The organism is Nonomuraea sp. NBC_00507 (genome assembly GCF_036013525.1).
Classification (GTDB): domain Bacteria; phylum Actinomycetota; class Actinomycetes; order Streptosporangiales; family Streptosporangiaceae; genus Nonomuraea.
Genome location: NZ_CP107853.1, coordinates 3,203,945 through 3,219,984, shown reverse-complemented (window position 1 = coordinate 3,219,984; position 16,040 = coordinate 3,203,945). Strand labels below are relative to the sequence as shown.

At 69.5% G+C, this 16,040-nt stretch carries 10 protein-coding genes; 4 read left to right on the top strand and 6 right to left on the bottom strand.

What is annotated here, in order from left to right:
- Nucleotides 1-16: 16 nt before the first annotated feature.
- The 4 genes from OHA25_RS16210 to OHA25_RS16195 form a co-directional block, all read right to left on the bottom strand.
- Nucleotides 17-1,747, bottom strand: coding sequence for an L-aspartate oxidase (locus OHA25_RS16210; protein WP_327588393.1), 1,731 nt, complete (start codon nucleotides 1,745-1,747; stop codon nucleotides 17-19).
- Nucleotides 1,748-1,866: 119 nt separating this feature from the next.
- Entirely contained in the window at nucleotides 1,867-2,634 is a 768-nt protein-coding gene (locus OHA25_RS16205) for an SDR family NAD(P)-dependent oxidoreductase (protein WP_327588392.1), read from the bottom strand.
- 80 nt (nucleotides 2,635-2,714) lie between these two features.
- Nucleotides 2,715-3,332 carry a VOC family protein gene (locus OHA25_RS16200; RefSeq protein ID WP_327588391.1) on the bottom strand — a complete coding sequence of 206 codons (618 nt, stop codon included), beginning with the start codon at nucleotides 3,330-3,332 and terminating at the stop codon, nucleotides 2,715-2,717.
- A gap of 114 nt (nucleotides 3,333-3,446) precedes the next feature.
- The gene (locus tag OHA25_RS16195; protein WP_327588390.1) at nucleotides 3,447-6,206 is read right to left on the bottom strand and encodes an ATP-binding protein; all 2,760 of its coding nucleotides are present in this window, start codon (nucleotides 6,204-6,206) and stop codon (nucleotides 3,447-3,449) included.
- Between the two features lie 401 nt (nucleotides 6,207-6,607).
- Between OHA25_RS16195 and OHA25_RS16190 the strand changes: the two genes are divergently transcribed.
- Complete coding sequence (locus OHA25_RS16190) at nucleotides 6,608-8,104, top strand: tannase/feruloyl esterase family alpha/beta hydrolase (protein ID WP_327588389.1); 1,497 nt, start codon at nucleotides 6,608-6,610, stop codon at nucleotides 8,102-8,104.
- 74 nt (nucleotides 8,105-8,178) lie between these two features.
- Here OHA25_RS16190 and OHA25_RS16185 read toward each other — a convergent pair whose 3' ends face one another.
- Both OHA25_RS16185 and OHA25_RS16180 read right to left on the bottom strand, forming a co-directional pair.
- Nucleotides 8,179-10,485: a helix-turn-helix domain-containing protein gene (locus OHA25_RS16185; RefSeq protein ID WP_327588388.1), complete on the bottom strand. Its 2,307-nt coding sequence runs from the start codon at nucleotides 10,483-10,485 to the stop codon at nucleotides 8,179-8,181.
- Nucleotides 10,486-10,509: 24 nt separating this feature from the next.
- Nucleotides 10,510-11,169, bottom strand: coding sequence for a sigma-70 family RNA polymerase sigma factor (locus OHA25_RS16180; protein ID WP_327590987.1), 660 nt, complete (start codon nucleotides 11,167-11,169; stop codon nucleotides 10,510-10,512).
- Between the two features lie 283 nt (nucleotides 11,170-11,452).
- On the opposite strand from OHA25_RS16180, the gene OHA25_RS16175 reads away from it, so the two are divergent.
- From OHA25_RS16175 to OHA25_RS16165, 3 genes are all read left to right on the top strand, one after another.
- The gene (locus tag OHA25_RS16175) at nucleotides 11,453-14,224 is read left to right on the top strand and encodes a helix-turn-helix transcriptional regulator (RefSeq protein WP_327588387.1); all 2,772 of its coding nucleotides are present in this window, start codon (nucleotides 11,453-11,455) and stop codon (nucleotides 14,222-14,224) included.
- A 132-nt stretch (nucleotides 14,225-14,356) separates the two neighbouring features.
- The gene (locus OHA25_RS16170; protein WP_327588386.1) at nucleotides 14,357-15,319 is read left to right on the top strand and encodes an alpha/beta hydrolase; all 963 of its coding nucleotides are present in this window, start codon (nucleotides 14,357-14,359) and stop codon (nucleotides 15,317-15,319) included.
- Nucleotides 15,316-16,035, top strand: coding sequence for an alpha/beta fold hydrolase (locus OHA25_RS16165; RefSeq protein WP_305922867.1), 720 nt, complete (start codon nucleotides 15,316-15,318; stop codon nucleotides 16,033-16,035). Before OHA25_RS16170 ends, OHA25_RS16165 begins: the two co-directional genes overlap by 4 nt.
- Nucleotides 16,036-16,040 lie beyond the last annotated feature (5 nt).

Below are 16,040 nucleotides of genomic sequence, written 5' to 3'. Positions count from 1 at the left end.
CGTTGCTGGTTGCCGGCTACTCGACGAGCTTTCCGACGGTGGATACCTCGCGCATGAGCGCCGCGATCTCGCCGGGAATCGGCGGGATGGCCTCCCGCTCCACCGATCCGGGACCGGACCACACGAGGTTGACCTGCAGCGCGGGGTCGAGGTCCGGGTAGTCGGAGCGGTTGTGGCAGCCGCGGGTCTCGCGACGCTCGAGTGCGGTCTCGATCGTCGCGCGTGCGGCGAGCGCCGCGGACTTCAGGTCGAAGGCATGCGCCAGGTCCTGGAAGCCGGCGAGGTCCGGATGCACACCGACGTCGGCGATGCGCGCCTCTACCCCGGCGAGTTCGGCGAGGCCTTTCCGCAGGCCACCCTCGTCGCGCACCACGCCGGCATGCTCGGTCATGATGTCGCGGAGGGCTCGCTGCAGTGAGCGCACGTTCTCGGGGCCGTCGGCGGCCAGGAGCTCGTCCACCTCCGCCCGTGCCGCGTCGAGCGCCTCGGCCGAGCGGCGCTGGGCGTCGAGGCCCGCGGAATACTCGGCCGCCGCCTGTCCGACGATGCGGCCGAAGACGAGGAGTTCGATGAGGGAGTTGCCGCCGAGGCGGTTGGCGCCGTGCAGGCCGCTGGCGGCCTCGCCGATCGCGTACAGGCCGTCGACGCCCGTGCCGTGGTCCTCGGGGCGCACCCACACTCCGCCCATGGAGTAGTGCGCGGTCGGTGCGATCTCGATCGGATGCTTGGTGATGTCGAGCATCTGCAGTTCCAAGAGCGTCTGGTAGACGCGCGGCAACCGCGTCATGATCGTCTCGCGCGGCAGCTGCGACACATCCAGCCAGACGCCGCCGTTCGGGGTCCCGCGGCCTTGTTTGATTTCTGTGTACGCGGCCAGCGAGACGCGGTCGCGCGTGGACAACTCCATGCGCTCGGGGTCGTACCGGGACATGAACCGCTCGCCGAGCTGGTTACGCAGGATTCCGCCCTCGCCCCGGGCCGCTTCGGACACCAGAGTGCCGGCCGCGTTCTCGGGTGCGATGAGCCCGGACGGGTGGAACTGCACCAGCTCGGCGTCGCGGATGCGGCAGCCGGCCAGGACGGCGAGGCGGAAGGAGTCGCCGGTGTTCTCGTCCCTGCGGGAGGAGGTGCGCCGCCAGATCCGGGTGTGGCCGCCGGCGGCCAGGATCACGGCGTCGGCATGGATGACATAGCGGCTGCCGTCGGTCAGGTCGAACCCGTAGGCTCCGAAGACCGCGTTGTCGCGGACGAGGATGCGCGTGATGTAAACGGTGTCGAGGACCGGGACATCGAGCTGCGCCGCGCGGTTGATCAGGGTGCGCTGGATCTCGAGTCCGGTGTAGTCGCCGGCGTAGGCGGTGCGCCGATAGGTGTGGGCGCCGAAGAAGCGCTGTGAGATGCGCCCATCCTGCTCGCGGGCGAACGGCATGCCCCAGCGCTGGAGGTCTTCGATGCCCCGTGCGGCCCCCTCGGTGACGATTTGCACGGTCTGCGGGTTGGCCAGGAAGTAGCTCTCCTTGAGAGTGTCCGCCGCGTGTTGTTGCCAGGTGTCCTCGGGGTCCATCGTGGCGAGTGCCGCATTGATGCCGCCTGCCGCGAGCGAGGTGTGCGCGTCCGCCTTCGGCCGTTTGCCGACCGCCAGGACGCCGACACCGCGCTCGGCGAGTTCGATGGCGGCCCGCAGCCCGGCTCCTCCCGTACCGATGACCAGGACCGACGTGGCGATCCGTTTCTCTGGCGGGTGCATGGTGCTCCTTTGGCCACATCGAAGAAAGCGATTCCGGAAACAAGACCGGGTAGCAGCGTGATTTGTGACAACCATGCCGATGCGAGCCTCTGGTCAGCGGAAACGCCGGCCAGGCGCGGCTACCATGTTTGGTCGCCGGCACGGACCAGCATCTCGTTGACGGCGACCCGCCGCTCTCGCGTGACGATGTAGCTGATTGCGTCCGCGATGTCCTCCGGCCGCAGCGCTTCGATTCCGTCGAGCTGGCGGCGGGCCGCGTCCTGGGTGGTGTCGCTGAGGTGGTTCACCAGTTCGGTGTCCACGGTGCCAGGCTCCACCACGCTGACCCGGACGCGTTCGCTGAGCAGTTCCTGGCGAAGCGATTCGGAGAACGCGTTCAGGCCGAACTTGGTGAGGCCATAGACGCTGCTCCCCGGCCGGGCGACTCGCCCGGCCGTCGAGCTGACGTTCACCAGATCCGCCACCTGCCGCGGGGAGGTCGACGCCGCGTAGATCAGGTGCGGGATGGCGGCGTGCGTGACGCGCAACAACGCCGCCACGTTGAGCGAGATCATCCGATCCCACTCCTCGATGGTGGTGTGGAGCGCCGAGTTGAGCAGCATGATCCCGGCGTTGTTGACCAGGATGTCCAGGCGCCCGAACCGATCCAGCGTGTCCTGCACCATGTCGTCGGCGCGTTCGGGCTCGGTGATGTCGGCCTCCAACGCGACCGCCTCTCCGCCCAGCTTCGCGATGTCGCACACCACCTGGTCCAGGCGGTCGCGGCGACGGGCGACCAGAGCTACCGCCGAGCCCTCACGGGCGAGGCGTCGCGCGGTCGCGGCGCCGATTCCGCTGCTGGCGCCGGTGACGAGCGCGACGGCTCCGTCCAGCGGCCGATCGTACATGTCTGCCTCATTCCCTTGGGTCGAGGACGACGCGGACTGGGCGCCGCCGCGCGGATCATTTGCTGAGTAGGCGGACGCGCTCACGACGGCAGTTCGGTTCCGGCCTGTTCGCTCGCCATGTAGCCGGCGTACCAGTCCGGCCAGTTCGGGTCCTCCGCACCGGTGCGCCTCTCGTGCTCGCCGTGCGCGGCCGCGGCACGGCGCAGCGCGGCCGCGAGGTCCGACGTCGAGGCGAACGTGGTGACCGACGGGTCCAGCCGTCCCGGGCGCCGGGTGGTCACCTCCTGCAGCACCCAGCCGTTGCCGTCCGGGTCGCTGAACGACAGGAACGAGCCATAGCTTCTGCGCTGCGGAGCCGGGCCGGGCACCCGGGCGTCGGTCCCGGCGTGATGGAAGACGCCGCCGGCATCGTGGAACACCTCGCTCGGGTCGGCGCCGAGCCGCTTGAGCTCGTCGTACGCGGCGTGGATGTCGTTGACGACGAGGTGCAATCCCTGAGCCGTGCCCGGCGTCTGAGACGTGACCGACGTGCCGAAGGTGATCGACGCCGACGAGCCGGGCGGGGTCACCTGCACCACCCGGAAGTCCTCGCCGGTGGTGATGTCGACATCGAGCCGCCAGCCCAGCGCCGTGTAGAAGTTCTTGGCTCGGTCGACGTCCGAGACCGGCACCACGACGACTTCAAGCTTCATGTCCATGACCGCTCCTCCTGCGTTCGGGCGAAAATGCCGACACGCGAGAATCGCGTAGTCGGCTGCCGGATCGCACCAGGGAGTGTCACTGGTCAACCAGGACCAGGGACTGCGTCATCGCTACTGTCCACGGGACAGGGCGTCGCCGAGCTCCCTTCTGGAGCTGATCCCGAGCTTGGCGAAGACCTTGCGGAGGTGCCACTCGACCGTACGCGGGCTCAGGAAGAGACGAGCCCCGATCTCCGGGTTGGACAGGCCGTCCCGCACGAGCAGGGCGATCTGTTTCTCCTGCGCCGTCAACTCGTCACTCGTCGAGGCCCCGTTCTTGCGCTTGCGGACGGTCTCGCCCGTGGCGAGCAGCTCGCGGCGGGCACGCTCGGCGAACGCCTCCATCCCGATCGACACGAACATCTCGTACGCGGTACGCAGGTGAGCCCGCGCCTCGGCCCGCTGACGGTTCCTGCGCAACCACTCGCCGTACAGCAGGTGAGCGCGCGCCAAGTCTGGACGCAGCAGCGTCCGTTCCAACCGCTCGATCGCTTCGCGGTAGAGGCCGTCCGCGGCGGCGGCGTCGCTCAGCAGCGCCCGGCAGCGAGCCAGCAAACCCTGTGCCCAGTCGGTGTCGCACGGCTCTGCCGCGTCCGCTATACCGTCGAGCGCACCCTGTGCGGCCGTGTGGTCTCCGAGGCGCGCTGCCGCCTCGACGAGTTCGGGCAGCATCCACTGGGAGAGAATCAGGTTGGCGGTCCCGGCGCCGGCCTGGGCCGCCGGCAACGCTTGCTCATATCGGGCGAGACCGTTGTAGAGGACCGCGGCCGCCCACTGAGCGCCCGCGACGGCATTCAACTGGCCGTCCGCGCCTGCCTGTTCGATCGCGGCGGCGATCAGCGCCGAGGCCTCGGCCTCCTTTCCCTGCATCGCCGCCAAAAAGAGCTTGGTGTACTGCGCCATGGGCACGCCCGTCTCGGCGTCGACGGCTTCGGATTCGGCGACGATCGCGGCCGCGGCGGCGAATTCGCCGTTCAGCACGGTCATGGTCCCCAACCCGGAGAGATAGAGGGGAAGCTCGGTCAGGGCGCCGGCCGTGCGCACCTCCGCGACCACCCTGAGGAATAGCTCGCGCATGCCCCGGTCGTCCCAGAGGATCGGGCTCGCGCTGCAGGCCGCCCAGCCCCACTTCAGGAAGTCCTGCACGGGATGGTTCTTGAGCGCGGTCATCGCCTTTTGCAACGGGGGGAGCGCGGCGCTCCGGTCGTCGGTGATGAGCAGCGCGTAGCCCTCGATCACGAGATCGAGGGCACGCGGACCACCGTGCGGAGGGGAAAGTTCGCGCATCGCCCGGGAGATCGCCGTGACGCTGTCCGGATCCGCGGTGGCCAATGCCGCCGTACACCACGCGGTCAGGTAGGTCTCCCGCGCGAGGTCCATGTCGAAGGGTTCGAGCCGCTGCGCGGCCGTCAGCAACATCGGCGGCGCCTCCTTGTTGAGGCCGGCCGCGAACGTGATCATACTTCGTGCCAGATGTGATCGAGCGCGCTGGTACTCGCTCTGCGCGCCGCCGTCCGCGATGTCGGCGAATCGCCGCGCGGCGTCGAGGTCGCCGGCTTGAAGGCTCGCGTCCGCAGCCGCCAGCGCGCGGTCAACGCTCCGCGAGGTGTCGTTGGTCAGTGCCACGGATCGCTGCAGGAACGCCGCCGCGGCGGCCAGCCCACCGCGCGCCTGCGCCCGGTCGGCGGACCGTTCAAGTTCGGCGGCGATGGCCTCATCGGGTCCGGGCGCGGCGGACGCGAGGTGCCAGGCACGGCGATCCGGGTCGGTGCTCGCGTCGGTGACCTCCGCCAGCGCCAGATGCACCGCCCGGCGATTCGCTGCCGTCGCAGACCCGTACACGGCCGACCGCACGAGCGGGTGACGGAAGATCACCCGTACGTTGAACTCCAGCAGCCCGTCCGTCCCGCCCGCCAGGGCCGTCGCCGGCGTGACGCCGAGCCGTTCGGCTGCACGCCACACCAGCGAGGGGTCGCCGACCGGCTCGGCGGCGGCGATCAGCAGGAGCAACCGGGTCTGCTCCGGCAAGCCTTCGATCCGGGCCAGGAAGCTCTGCTCGATCCGGCCCGGCAGCGTGTCGGTGCCCAGGAGGCCGAATCCGCCCGCCATCCGGGCCATGGCCAGCTCACGCGGTAGCTCCAGCAAGGCAAGCGGGTTGCCCTTGGTCTCGGCCACGAACCGATCGCGGATCTGCTGATCGATCCGGACGCTCGTCACCGAGCTCAGCAGAGCGTGTGCGTCTGCGGCCTTCAGCCCGGTGACCTCCAGCTCTGGTAGGCCGAGCAAATCCTTGGACCGCTGCCGAGAGCCGAAGACGAGGGCGACCGACTCCGCCAGCAGCCGCCGGGCGACGAAGCCGAGGACCTGCGCCGAGGCCCGGTCCATCCACTGCGCGTCGTCGACCACACAGAGCAGGGGACCCCCCTCCGAGGCGTCCGACAGCAGACTCAGTACGGCCAGCCCGACCAGGAAGCGTTCGGGCGGCGACCCCCCTCGCATCCCGAACACCGTCTCGAGCGCATGGCGCTGCGGCGTGGGAAGGTTCTCCAGCCGATCCAGCAGCGGCGCACATAACTGATGCAATGTGGCGAAAGCCAATTCCATCTCGGACTCGACACCGACCGCACGCAGCACCCGCATGCCGGCCGCCGCGTTCTCCGCGTACTCCAGCAGCGCTGACTTTCCGACTCCCGGCGCGCCGTGCACCACGAGCACGCGACTCTCCCCCATGCGGACGGCCGCGATCAGCTGATCGAGGAGAGCACACTCCGACCCCCGGCCGAGCAGCCCGACGTTCTCACCGTGCCCGGCGCCCCACTTACGTTGGTCCACGGTCCCCCGCTTTTTTGGCCCCAATTACATGACTCTGCATACACCCCAGACACACGCCAGGCCAAATTTCCGGACTACGAAATATGCCTCGAGTTCGGCCAGATCAGCGGTGACTGACCGCGGGCCGCGTTCGGCCATGCTGCCTACCGTGGCCCCAGCGAGCGCGGGAGGACACGCATACGTTTGGATGCTCACGACCACCAGCAGGAAGAAGCGAAGTCCTACTCCCCGGAAGACATATGAAAAGACACATCTTCGCAACCGCCATCACCGCGCTGACCGCAGCATGTCTCGGAATGCTTCAAGGTCCTTCCCCGGCCGCCGCCGCCCCGGCCGCAGACCCGGCGCGGACGATCGTGACCGACGCTGTGACCAGGTGCGCGTCGCTCACGGGATTACGCGTGGACACTGCGGACATAGGCCTGCCCACCCGCGGCGGCGAGGTCGACTCCGCGACGCTCAACAGCGCCGACCCGGCCGCCGGCCGGCCCGAGTTCTGCCTGGCCCGGGGCAGGGTGCACAGCTTCGATACCACGGCTCCCGACATCACCTTCCAGGTCAACCTGCCGACCTCTTGGAACAGGAAGTCGGTGCAGTTCGGCGGCAGCGGCTTCAACGGCGTCGTCGTCACCGGGCTCGGCGTGGCCCCCGGCTTCGTCAATAACGACCCGGCACAGGGACAGCCGCCGATCAACCGTGGCTACGTCACGTTCGGGAGCGACGGAGGAACCGCCGTGGGCACCAGCCCCACGGGGTCCTTTGCTTTGAACAAGGAGGCGCTCGCCAATTGGTCCGGACAGAGCGTCAAACGCACCCGTGATGCCGTCATCACCATCGTGAACAGGTACTACGGCAAACACCCCGGCAAGCAGTACTACGTGGGAGCCTCCAAGGGAGGACACGAGGCACTCATCGCCGCCCAGCGATACGGTGACGATTACGACGGGATCATCGCCTACTACCCGGCCATTGAGAACCAGGCGATGGTGCTCAGCTGGTACCACATATGGCAACAGGCATACAGCCGTCCCGGCGGCTATCTCAACCCCGCAAAGCAGCAATTGGTCACCGACGCCGTGTACGGCACGTGCGACAAACTCGACGGTGCCGTCGACGGAGTGATCGCCAATGTCCGGGGTTGCGACGATGCCTTCTCCGTCGAGTCGCTCCGCTGCCCAGGCGGAACCGACAGCTCAGACACCTGCCTGTCCGAGACTCAGATCCAAACCCTGCAGACAGCGGCCTCCCGCTACAGCCTCGCGTTCTCGCTGGCGAACGGAGTCACCGGGATAGGCCCCTATCCCGTCTTGCGGGGCGCCGATCTCGCCCCCCTGATGCTCGACAGCGCGGGAAATGGTGAAGCCACCGGCTACCACACGCTCTTCGCTCCGGTGATCCGTTACTTCGTTCAGCAGAACGCCGACGGCTCCTTGGTGAATTTCGACTATCGCCAGTACGAGAAGCGCGTCAAGGAACTGTCCGGGCTCCTCAACGCGACGAACCCCGACATCGACCGTTTCGCACACCACGGGGGCAAGCTCATCATCGTCCAGGGCACCACCGACATGGCGGTCCCAGAAGCCTTGACCAACGCCTACTACGAACGGATGGCCGAACGCTACGGTCCATCGATCCGCCGCTTCGTGCGCTACTACGTGGTGGGAGGCTACGCCCACGGGACCGGACGCTTCGACCTGGCCTGGGACTCTCTCACAGCTCTGGACGACTGGACGAGCCGAAACAACCCTCCGGCCAACCCAGTGGCGACCGACGCCAACCCCGCCACAAAGAACCGCACCCGCCCGTTGTGCGAATACCCGCTGTGGCCGAAGTACAAAGGCCATGGTGACGTCAGCCAGGCCAAGAACTTCTCGTGTGTGGGCCAAGGGCACCGCTGACTCCACCCACGCGCATTCATCGTTCCCGAACATGAAGGGACGACTGGGCGGCCGCACCGCGCGGCCGCCAATCGTCACGTGTTGTGATCAATTCCGAGGGCCGCCAGCGCCGTTTTCACCTCATCAAGCGAGCTGGCCCCCCAAACTCTGTACGTATCCGCCAGCTCGATCGCCCGGGTCAGCTGCTTGCGGGCTTCGCCGGTCACACCGAGCCCGGCATATGCCCGGCCCAGCGCCCAGCGCATGTTCATGGTCCAGATGCTGCCCTGCTCGATGCTCTCGGCCAAGGCCGGCTCCGCCACCTCGATGGCCTCCTGCCAGCGCTGCGCTGCGAGCAGAGCTCTGGCCAGGCCCTGCAGGGCAAACATTCGTGAGTGCTGTGCCGCAGCGGAGGCGACCGGCTGTTCGTCAATGTTCCTCAGCAAGCTGCGGTACGCCTCAATGGCCTCGTCCAGCCTGCCGAGACGGGCGAGCGCGATCGCCGCTCCGCCGCTGGCCCAGTAGTAGGTGTGGTGGTAACCGGCGGCTTCGGCCAGCTCTCGCCCCCGGGTATACGCCCACAGCGCCTGATCGAAGTCGTGGAGGACCCGCCAGGCCTCGGCCGCGTTGCACACCGCGTCGGCCTGCTCTCTGACGGCGCCGAGGCTTTCGGCGAGCCGGTAGACCTCCATCGCCCGCTCGACGCACTCCCTGAACGCCGCGTCTCCGCGGGGTCCGTAAGCGACGAGGAACGCCCATACGTGGCGGTTCATGTGCCATAGCTCCCGGCGGCGGTCGGACAGCCGGGCGGCGGCGGCACGCGTCATCCCGAACACCTCCAGCCAGTCGCTCAACCAGTGCGGCGTGTGGGCCGCAAACCAGCGCATAGCCTCACCAAGTGAGGCCACCTGCTCGTGCCGGTCGGCGGCGGCCGCCATCCGCAGCGCGGCCAGCCAGGTGTCCCTTTCGACCTCAAGCCAGGCCCGAGCCTCCTCCGACGTGGCGAGCACAACCAGGCCCTTGTAGTCGGACGGTGGTGCTCCGTAGTCGGGTTCGAACCATCGCCCGGCCACGGTCGCGGTCTCCAGCAGCCAGTCGGCCATGCGCTGCTCGGCCGCCGCATTGGCCTCGGCGGGTTCCTCGTCGCGCAGCCGGTGGCTCGCATACAGCCGGATCAGGTCGTGGAAGCGGTAGCGGTCGGCGCCTTCGTGCTGCAGCAGGCCCAGCTCGACCAGCCGATCGAGCTGATCCTCGGCGGCGAACAACTCGGTCTGGGTGAGCACCGCGGCGATCGGCGCGGCGAAATCCACAGCAGGAACAAGCGCCAGCCGCCGGAAGGTCACCTTCGCCCACGGCGACAGCACCGCGTACGACAACGCGAACGCCGCCTCCACTCCCAGATCGCCCACCGCCAGGTTCGCCAGCCGGCGATCCTCATCCGACAGCCGCTCCGCCAGGAGTCGCATCGTCCATCCGGGCCGGGATGCCAGCCGGGTGCCGGCGATCCGCAACGCCAGCGGCAGGTGTCCGCACAACCGCGCCACCTGCGCCGTCTCCGCTGCCGCGCGATCGGCGGCCTCCAGCACGATGGCCTGCAACAGCTCCGCCGACTCCTTCGGCGAGAACGGCGCGAGCGCGATCCGCGTCACCCCTTCCAACCCGCCCAGCGTGCGGCGGCTGGTCACGACCACCATCCCCGCTCCAGGGCCCGGCAGCAGGGGCCGCACCTGGGCCTCGTCGGCGGCGTTGTCCAGCACCAGCAGGCACCGCCGCTCCGCCAGGATCGCCCGCAACTGGCTGGCCCGCTCCTGCTCCTCCTCGGCGATCGCGCGCGGGTCCAGGCCCAGCGCCCGCAGCAGCCGACGCAGCGCCTCCGCCGCCGGCATCGGCTCCGCGTCGATGCCCCGCAAGTCCACGTAGAACTGCCCGTCCGGGAACACCTCCCGCAACAACTCGGCCGCCCGCACCACGCACGCCGTCTTGCCCAGTCCCGCCTGGCCGTGCACCACCACGACCGGCGTGGGGCCGTCCGCGGACGCCGCCCGCCCTTGCTCGCACAGCAGCTCCAGCTCCGCCACCCGGCCGACGAAGTCGCCGAGCCCGCGCGGCAGCTCATACAGCCCCGGCCGCCCCACCTGGTTCTCCGACCGCTCCGCCCCCGGGCCACCGGCCCGCGGCCGGCCCGCCCTGGCGGCCTCGGCCAGCTCCGCCCGCTGCTCGTCATCGAGCCGCAACGCTTCGGCCAGCGCCTGCACTGTTCGCCGTTGTGGGCCGCGGCTGATGCCGCGTTCCATGTCTCCGATGGCTCGCACGCTCACGCCGGAGGCGTGGGAAAGCTCTTCGATCGTCCATTGCGCGGCCTGGCGCAGGCTCCGCAGGAGCGGGCCGAACGAGTTGACCATCCATCCTCCTCGCTGCCTGCAAACCTAGCGGGTGGCGTCGGCGGCGAGCAGTTCTTCCAGGTCGGCGAGGTCGCCGTTCTGCGCGGCGGCGAGGAACGCCCGTACGAGGCGCCGATGCGCGGCGGTGCTCACCTGGTGGCGTCGCTCGTTGGCGAGGTGATCGCGGGCGCGTCGCACGAGCTGCCGCGCGTGGTCTTCGCCCAGGTCGAGGATCTCGGAGATCCGGCGGTACGGGTACTCGAAGGCTATGCGTAGGAGATAGACCGCTCGTTCGGCGGGGGTCAGTCTCTCCAGCAGCAGCCGGATCACGGTGTCGACCGCCTCGCGTCGTTCGGCTGCCGTCTCGGGGCTGACAGCGCGGTCCGTCGTCTCGGGAAGCCAGGGGCCGGCGGAGGTCTCGCGGCGCCAGCGGGCGGACTGGGCGACATTGATGGCGAGCCTCGTGGTGGTCAGCGCGAGGAACGCGGGCGGGCTGACGACGACCGAGCGGTCGGCGCGGACCCATCGCAGCCACGTCTCCTGCACCACGTCCTCGGCCTCGCCCACGTCCTGCAGGACGCGCAGACCGATCGCGAAGAGCCGGGGCGCTGCGCTGACGAACACCGAAGTGGCTCCGTCGCGTCTTCTGATCGACCGGTCATCGGTCTGCTCCACGTGGTCTCTGTACGACTCCAACACGTTCATGGTCACGATCGGCTCCGTTCGGCCCCCAGCATCCGGCGATGCAACTGGGACCACGGTCGTTTCCCTGGCCCCTCTATCGCGCCCTGGGGAGAGCCTGGTGGGTACCCTGGTCCGGAGACTGGGGTCCCGTGGTGCGTACCGTCCACGGCCGGTGTCAAGGGCAAATTGCCCGGCTTAACATCAGAACGGTAGGCTGCCCGTCGATCCAAGACGTGGCGCCGGTAGCCTCCTATGTTCGGCAGTCATCGATTAACGGGCAGACGGTGGGCGGGGGGCGGTGCCCATGGCAAGCAGGGATCCCGGGTTGCAGCTTCGTGGGCGGCAGCTCGAGTGCGAAACGCTGGACCAACTAGTGGCGACGGTGCAGGCCGGCCATAGCTCGGTCCTCGTCCTGCGCGGCGAGGCCGGCATCGGCAAGACGGCGCTGCTGGAATACACGCGGAGCAGCGCGTCCGGCTGCCGGATCACGAGGGCGGCGGGCATCGAGTCCGAGATGGAGCTGGCCTTCGGCGGCCTGCATCAGCTGTGTGCCCCGTTTCTGGATCATCTTGATCACCTGCCGGAGCCGCAGCGCCACGCGCTGGAGACGGCGTTCGGCCTGAGCGCGGGGACTCCCCCGGACCGCTTCCTGGTCGGGCTCGCGGTGCTCAGCCTGCTCGCCGACGCGGCCGAGAAGGAGCCGCTGATCTGCCTCGTCGATGACGCCCAGTGGCTGGACAAAGTCTCCGCGCAGACCCTCGCCTTCGTCGCCCGACGCCTGCTCGCGGAGCGGATCGGGCTGGTGCTCGCGGTGCGCGAGCCCTGCCTCGAACCCGAGTTGACGGGATTGCCGCGGCTCGAGGTGGGACGGTTGAGCGACAGCGACGCCCGCGCCCTGCTGGACTCCGTGATTCCTGGACGACTCGACGAGCGGGTCCGGGACCGGATCGTCGCCGAGACGCGGGGAAACCCGCTGGCCCTGCTCGAGCTGCCCCGGGGATTGACGCCGGCGGAGCTGGCGGGTGGGTTCGGGCGGCCCGACGCGCGGCCGCTGGCCAGCCAGATCGAGCAGAGCTTCCTGCGACGGATCCAATCGCTACCGGCCGAGACGCAGCAGCTGCTGCTGATCGCGGCGGCCGAGCCGGTGGGCGATGTGACCGTGCTGACGCGAGCGGCAGAGCTGATGGGAATCGACGTGGCCGCGGCATCGCCTGCTGAAGCGGCGGGGCTGATCACCATGGGGACCCGGGTGCGTTTCCGTCATCCCCTCGTGCGCTCGGCGGCCTATCGCGTGGCGGCCTCACAGGATCGGCTGAGCGTGCACCGCGCGCTGGCCGACGCGACCGATCCCCAGTCGGATCCCGACCGCCGGGCGTGGCATCTGGCCGGCGCGACGGCCGGCCCGGACGAGACGGTGGCCGCCGAGCTGGAGCGCTCCGCCGATCGGGCGCAGGCACGCGGCGGAGTCGCGGCAGCGGCCGCGTTCCTCGAGCGGGCGGCCCAGCTGACCCCCGATCCCGCACGCCGCGGAGCCAGAGCGTTGGCGGCGGCACGGGCCAAGTATCAGGCCGGCGGGTACGACGCCGCGCTCCAGCTGCTGGACGCGGCGGAACTCAGCCCCCTGGGCGAACGCGGACTCGCCCAGTCCAAGCTGCTGCGCGGTCAGATCGTGTTCGCCTCCACGAGTGCCGGCGCCGCCTTGCCGCTGTTGCTCAGAGCCGGCAAGCAACTCGAGCCGCTGGACCCCGGGCTGGCGCGCGAGACCTACCGTGACGCACTGAACGCGGCGATGACGGCCGGCCGGCTGCCGAGCGGCGCACAATTGGTGGACGTCGCCAAGGCGACGCTCGCCGCACCGCCGGGGCCGCCACCGGAGCGCAACGATCTGTTCCTGAAAGGCGTGGCCGTGGTGGCCACTGAGGGTTACGCGGCGGGCGTGCCGATGGTGCTGCAGGCCCTGAACGCCTTCCGCGCCGAAGGGGTCTCCAAGGAAGAGGGCCTTGGCTGGCTCTCGTTCGCGTGCCGCATGGCCCATAACGTCTGGGACTTCGACAACTGGTCGGTGCTCTCGGCGAGGCTGGTCGACCTGGCACGCGAGACGGGGGCTCTGTCGGTGCTGCCGTTGGCTCTCCACATGCTCGTGTCGAATCGGGCACTCGCCGGCGAGCTTGCCGCCGCCGATGCGCTGCTCGCTGAGGCGGTGACGATTGGCGAGGTGACGGGCAGCCGCTTCCTTGCCCAATACGCAGCCCTGGTGCTCGAGCCATGGAGGGGCCGGGAAACCGCGACACGTCAGGCGATCGAAGCGCTCACACGAGAGGCGGCCCTGCAAGGGGAAGGCAAGGTGGTGACCGGCACCCAATGGGCGAGCTCGGTGCTCTACAACGGCCTTGGTCGCTACGAGGAGGCGTACGCCGCGGCCGAGCGAGGCTCCGAGCACCCGCAGGAGCTCGGAGGCCCGTTCATCAGGTCCTTGATCGAGCTCGTCGAGGCCGCAGCCCGGAGCGGAAGGCCGGCCCGCGCCGCCGAAGCCGCCCAGCGACTCGACGAGATGGCACAGGCCAGTGGCACCGACTGGGCCCTCGGCACCTCGGCGTGCGTGCGTGCCCAGGTCAGCGAGGGCCCGGCGGCCGAGACTCTCTACCGAGAGGCGATCGAGCGGCTCAGCCGCACCGAGGTCAGGGTGACGCTGGCCCGCAGCCGGCTGCTCTACGGCGAGTGGCTGCGCCGGGAGAACCGCCGCGTCGACGCACGCGAGCAACTGGGCATCGCCTACGAGATGTTCAGCCAGATGGGGGCCGAGGCATTCGGGGAACGCGCCCGGCGCGAGCTTCAAGCCACCGGCGAGACGGTACGCAAGCGCACCGCAGACGAGCGCGTCACTCTCACCGCCCAGGAAGCGCAGATAGCGCGCCTGGCCGGTGACGGGCTGACGAACCCCGAGATCGGCGCTCAGCTCTTCATCAGCCCGCACACCGTCGAATGGCACTTGCGCAAGGTCTTCGCGAAGCTCGGCATCGTGTCCCGCAAACAGATCCGCACTTCGCAGATCGAAGGCACGGCGGCCATGGCCTGAGGCTCTGCGCCGACCAGAGCGATCCATTCCATCTTTCTCGATTCCCCGCTGTCACGGATTCAGGGGGCTGCCCTGTCTAAGTGGGCGAATCACTCCCAACTCTGGTGAGTGAGATGGAACGGAGAACTCCGCATGAATGACTACGTCCTGGAGCCGGCGGCGCAGGAGCTCGCCGACGCGACCTCCAAGCCTCCCTTCCTATACGAGCTGGGGACCGACGGCGCCCGCAAGGTGCTCGATGACCTGCAGGCCGCCCCGATCGACAAGCTCGAGGTGGACGAGAAGTGGATCATCGTCCCGGCCGAGGTCGGCGACGTGCGCGTACGCATCGTCAAGCCCGCCGGAACGACAGGTGTGCTGCCCGCCGTCCTGTACGTGCACGGCGGCGGGTGGGTCCTCGGCAACGCCGGCACCCACGACCGGCTCGTACGCGAGCTCGCCGTCGGGGCCGGCGCCGCGGTGGTCTTCGTCGAATACGACCGCTCGCCCGAAGCCCGCTACCCGGTCGCGATCGAGCAGGCCTACGCCACCGCCCAATGGATCACGAAGCGCGGCGCCGAAGAGGGCCTGGACGCCTCCCGGCTGGCGATCGCCGGTGACTCGGTCGGCGGCAACATGACCGCCGCGCTGACCATCCTGGCCAAGCGCCGCGGCGACGTGAGCTTCGTGCACCAGTCGTTGTACTACCCGGTCACCGACGCCGCCCAGGACACCGACAGCTACCGCGAGTTCGCCGACGGCCCGTACCTGACCGCCGGGGCGATGGCCTGGTTCTGGGACGCCTACACCACCGACCCCGCCCAGCGGGCGGAGATCACCGCCTCACCGCTGCGTGCCAGCCTGGAAGAGCTGGCGGGACTGCCACCCGCGTTCGTCATCGTCGACGAGAACGACGTGCTGCGTGACGAGGGCGAGGCCTACGCCCGCAAGCTCACCGCGGCCGGCGTCCTCACCACCAGCGTCCGCTACAACGGCACCCTGCACGACTTCATGATGCTCAACCCGCTGCGCGACACCCAGGCCTCCCGCGGTGCCACCGCCCAGGCCATCGAATTCCTCAAGACCGCCCTGAACACCGGAAAGGCCACCTCGTGAGCGAGCAGCCCGTCATCGTCCTGGTCCACGGCGCCTTCGCCGAGTCCGCAAGCTGGAACCGCGTCATCCAGCGCCTGCACACCAACCAGCTCACCGCTGTCGCCGTGGCGAACCCGTTGCGCAGTGTGGAGGGCGATGCCGCGTACGTGCGGGACGTGATCTCCGGCATCGGCCGCCCGGTCGTGCTGGTCGGCCACTCCTACGGCGGCTTGGTGATCACCCAGGCCGCGGCGGGCAACCCGGCGGTGCGCGCCCTGGTCTACGTCGCCGCCTTCGCCCCCGAGCCAGGCGAGAGCGCGTTCCTGCTGTCCGGCAAGTTCGAGGGCAGCACCCTGGGCGGCGCGCTGGAGGCCTACCCGGTCGCCTCCGGCGGCAACGAGTTCCGCATCGCCGCGGACAAATTCCACCACCAGTTCTGCGCCGACCTCGAGGCCGGCGAGGCCGCGCTGATGGCCGCGACTCAGCGGCCGGTCACCGAGCAGGCGCTGACCGACGCCCTGACGGCGGACGAGCCCGCCTGGCGCACCACACCGTCCTGGTTCGTCCACGGCGAGCGCGACCTCAACATCCCGGCCGCGGCTCTGCGCTTCATGGCCGAACGCGCCGGCTCCCGAGGCACCCGTGAGGTCGCCGGCGCCTCACACGCGCTCGCCGCCTCCGAGCCCGACGCCGTGACCGCCGCCATTCTCGACGCCGTCCACCACGCGCAGGAGTGACACCC

Excerpts from the sequence above, each read along its gene's own strand:
- OHA25_RS16210 (WP_327588393.1), bottom strand. The coding sequence starts at position 1,747 with ATGCACCCGCCAGAGAAACGGATCGCCACGTCGGTCCTGGTCATCGGT.
- OHA25_RS16205 (WP_327588392.1), bottom strand. The coding sequence starts at position 2,634 with ATGTACGATCGGCCGCTGGACGGAGCCGTCGCGCTCGTCACCGGCGCC.
- OHA25_RS16200 (WP_327588391.1), bottom strand. The coding sequence starts at position 3,332 with ATGGACATGAAGCTTGAAGTCGTCGTGGTGCCGGTCTCGGACGTCGAC.
- OHA25_RS16185 (WP_327588388.1), bottom strand. The coding sequence starts at position 10,485 with ATGGTCAACTCGTTCGGCCCGCTCCTGCGGAGCCTGCGCCAGGCCGCG.
- OHA25_RS16180 (WP_327590987.1), bottom strand. The coding sequence starts at position 11,169 with ATGAACGTGTTGGAGTCGTACAGAGACCACGTGGAGCAGACCGATGAC.
- OHA25_RS16175 (WP_327588387.1), top strand. The coding sequence starts at position 11,453 with ATGGCAAGCAGGGATCCCGGGTTGCAGCTTCGTGGGCGGCAGCTCGAG.
- OHA25_RS16170 (WP_327588386.1), top strand. The coding sequence starts at position 14,357 with ATGAATGACTACGTCCTGGAGCCGGCGGCGCAGGAGCTCGCCGACGCG.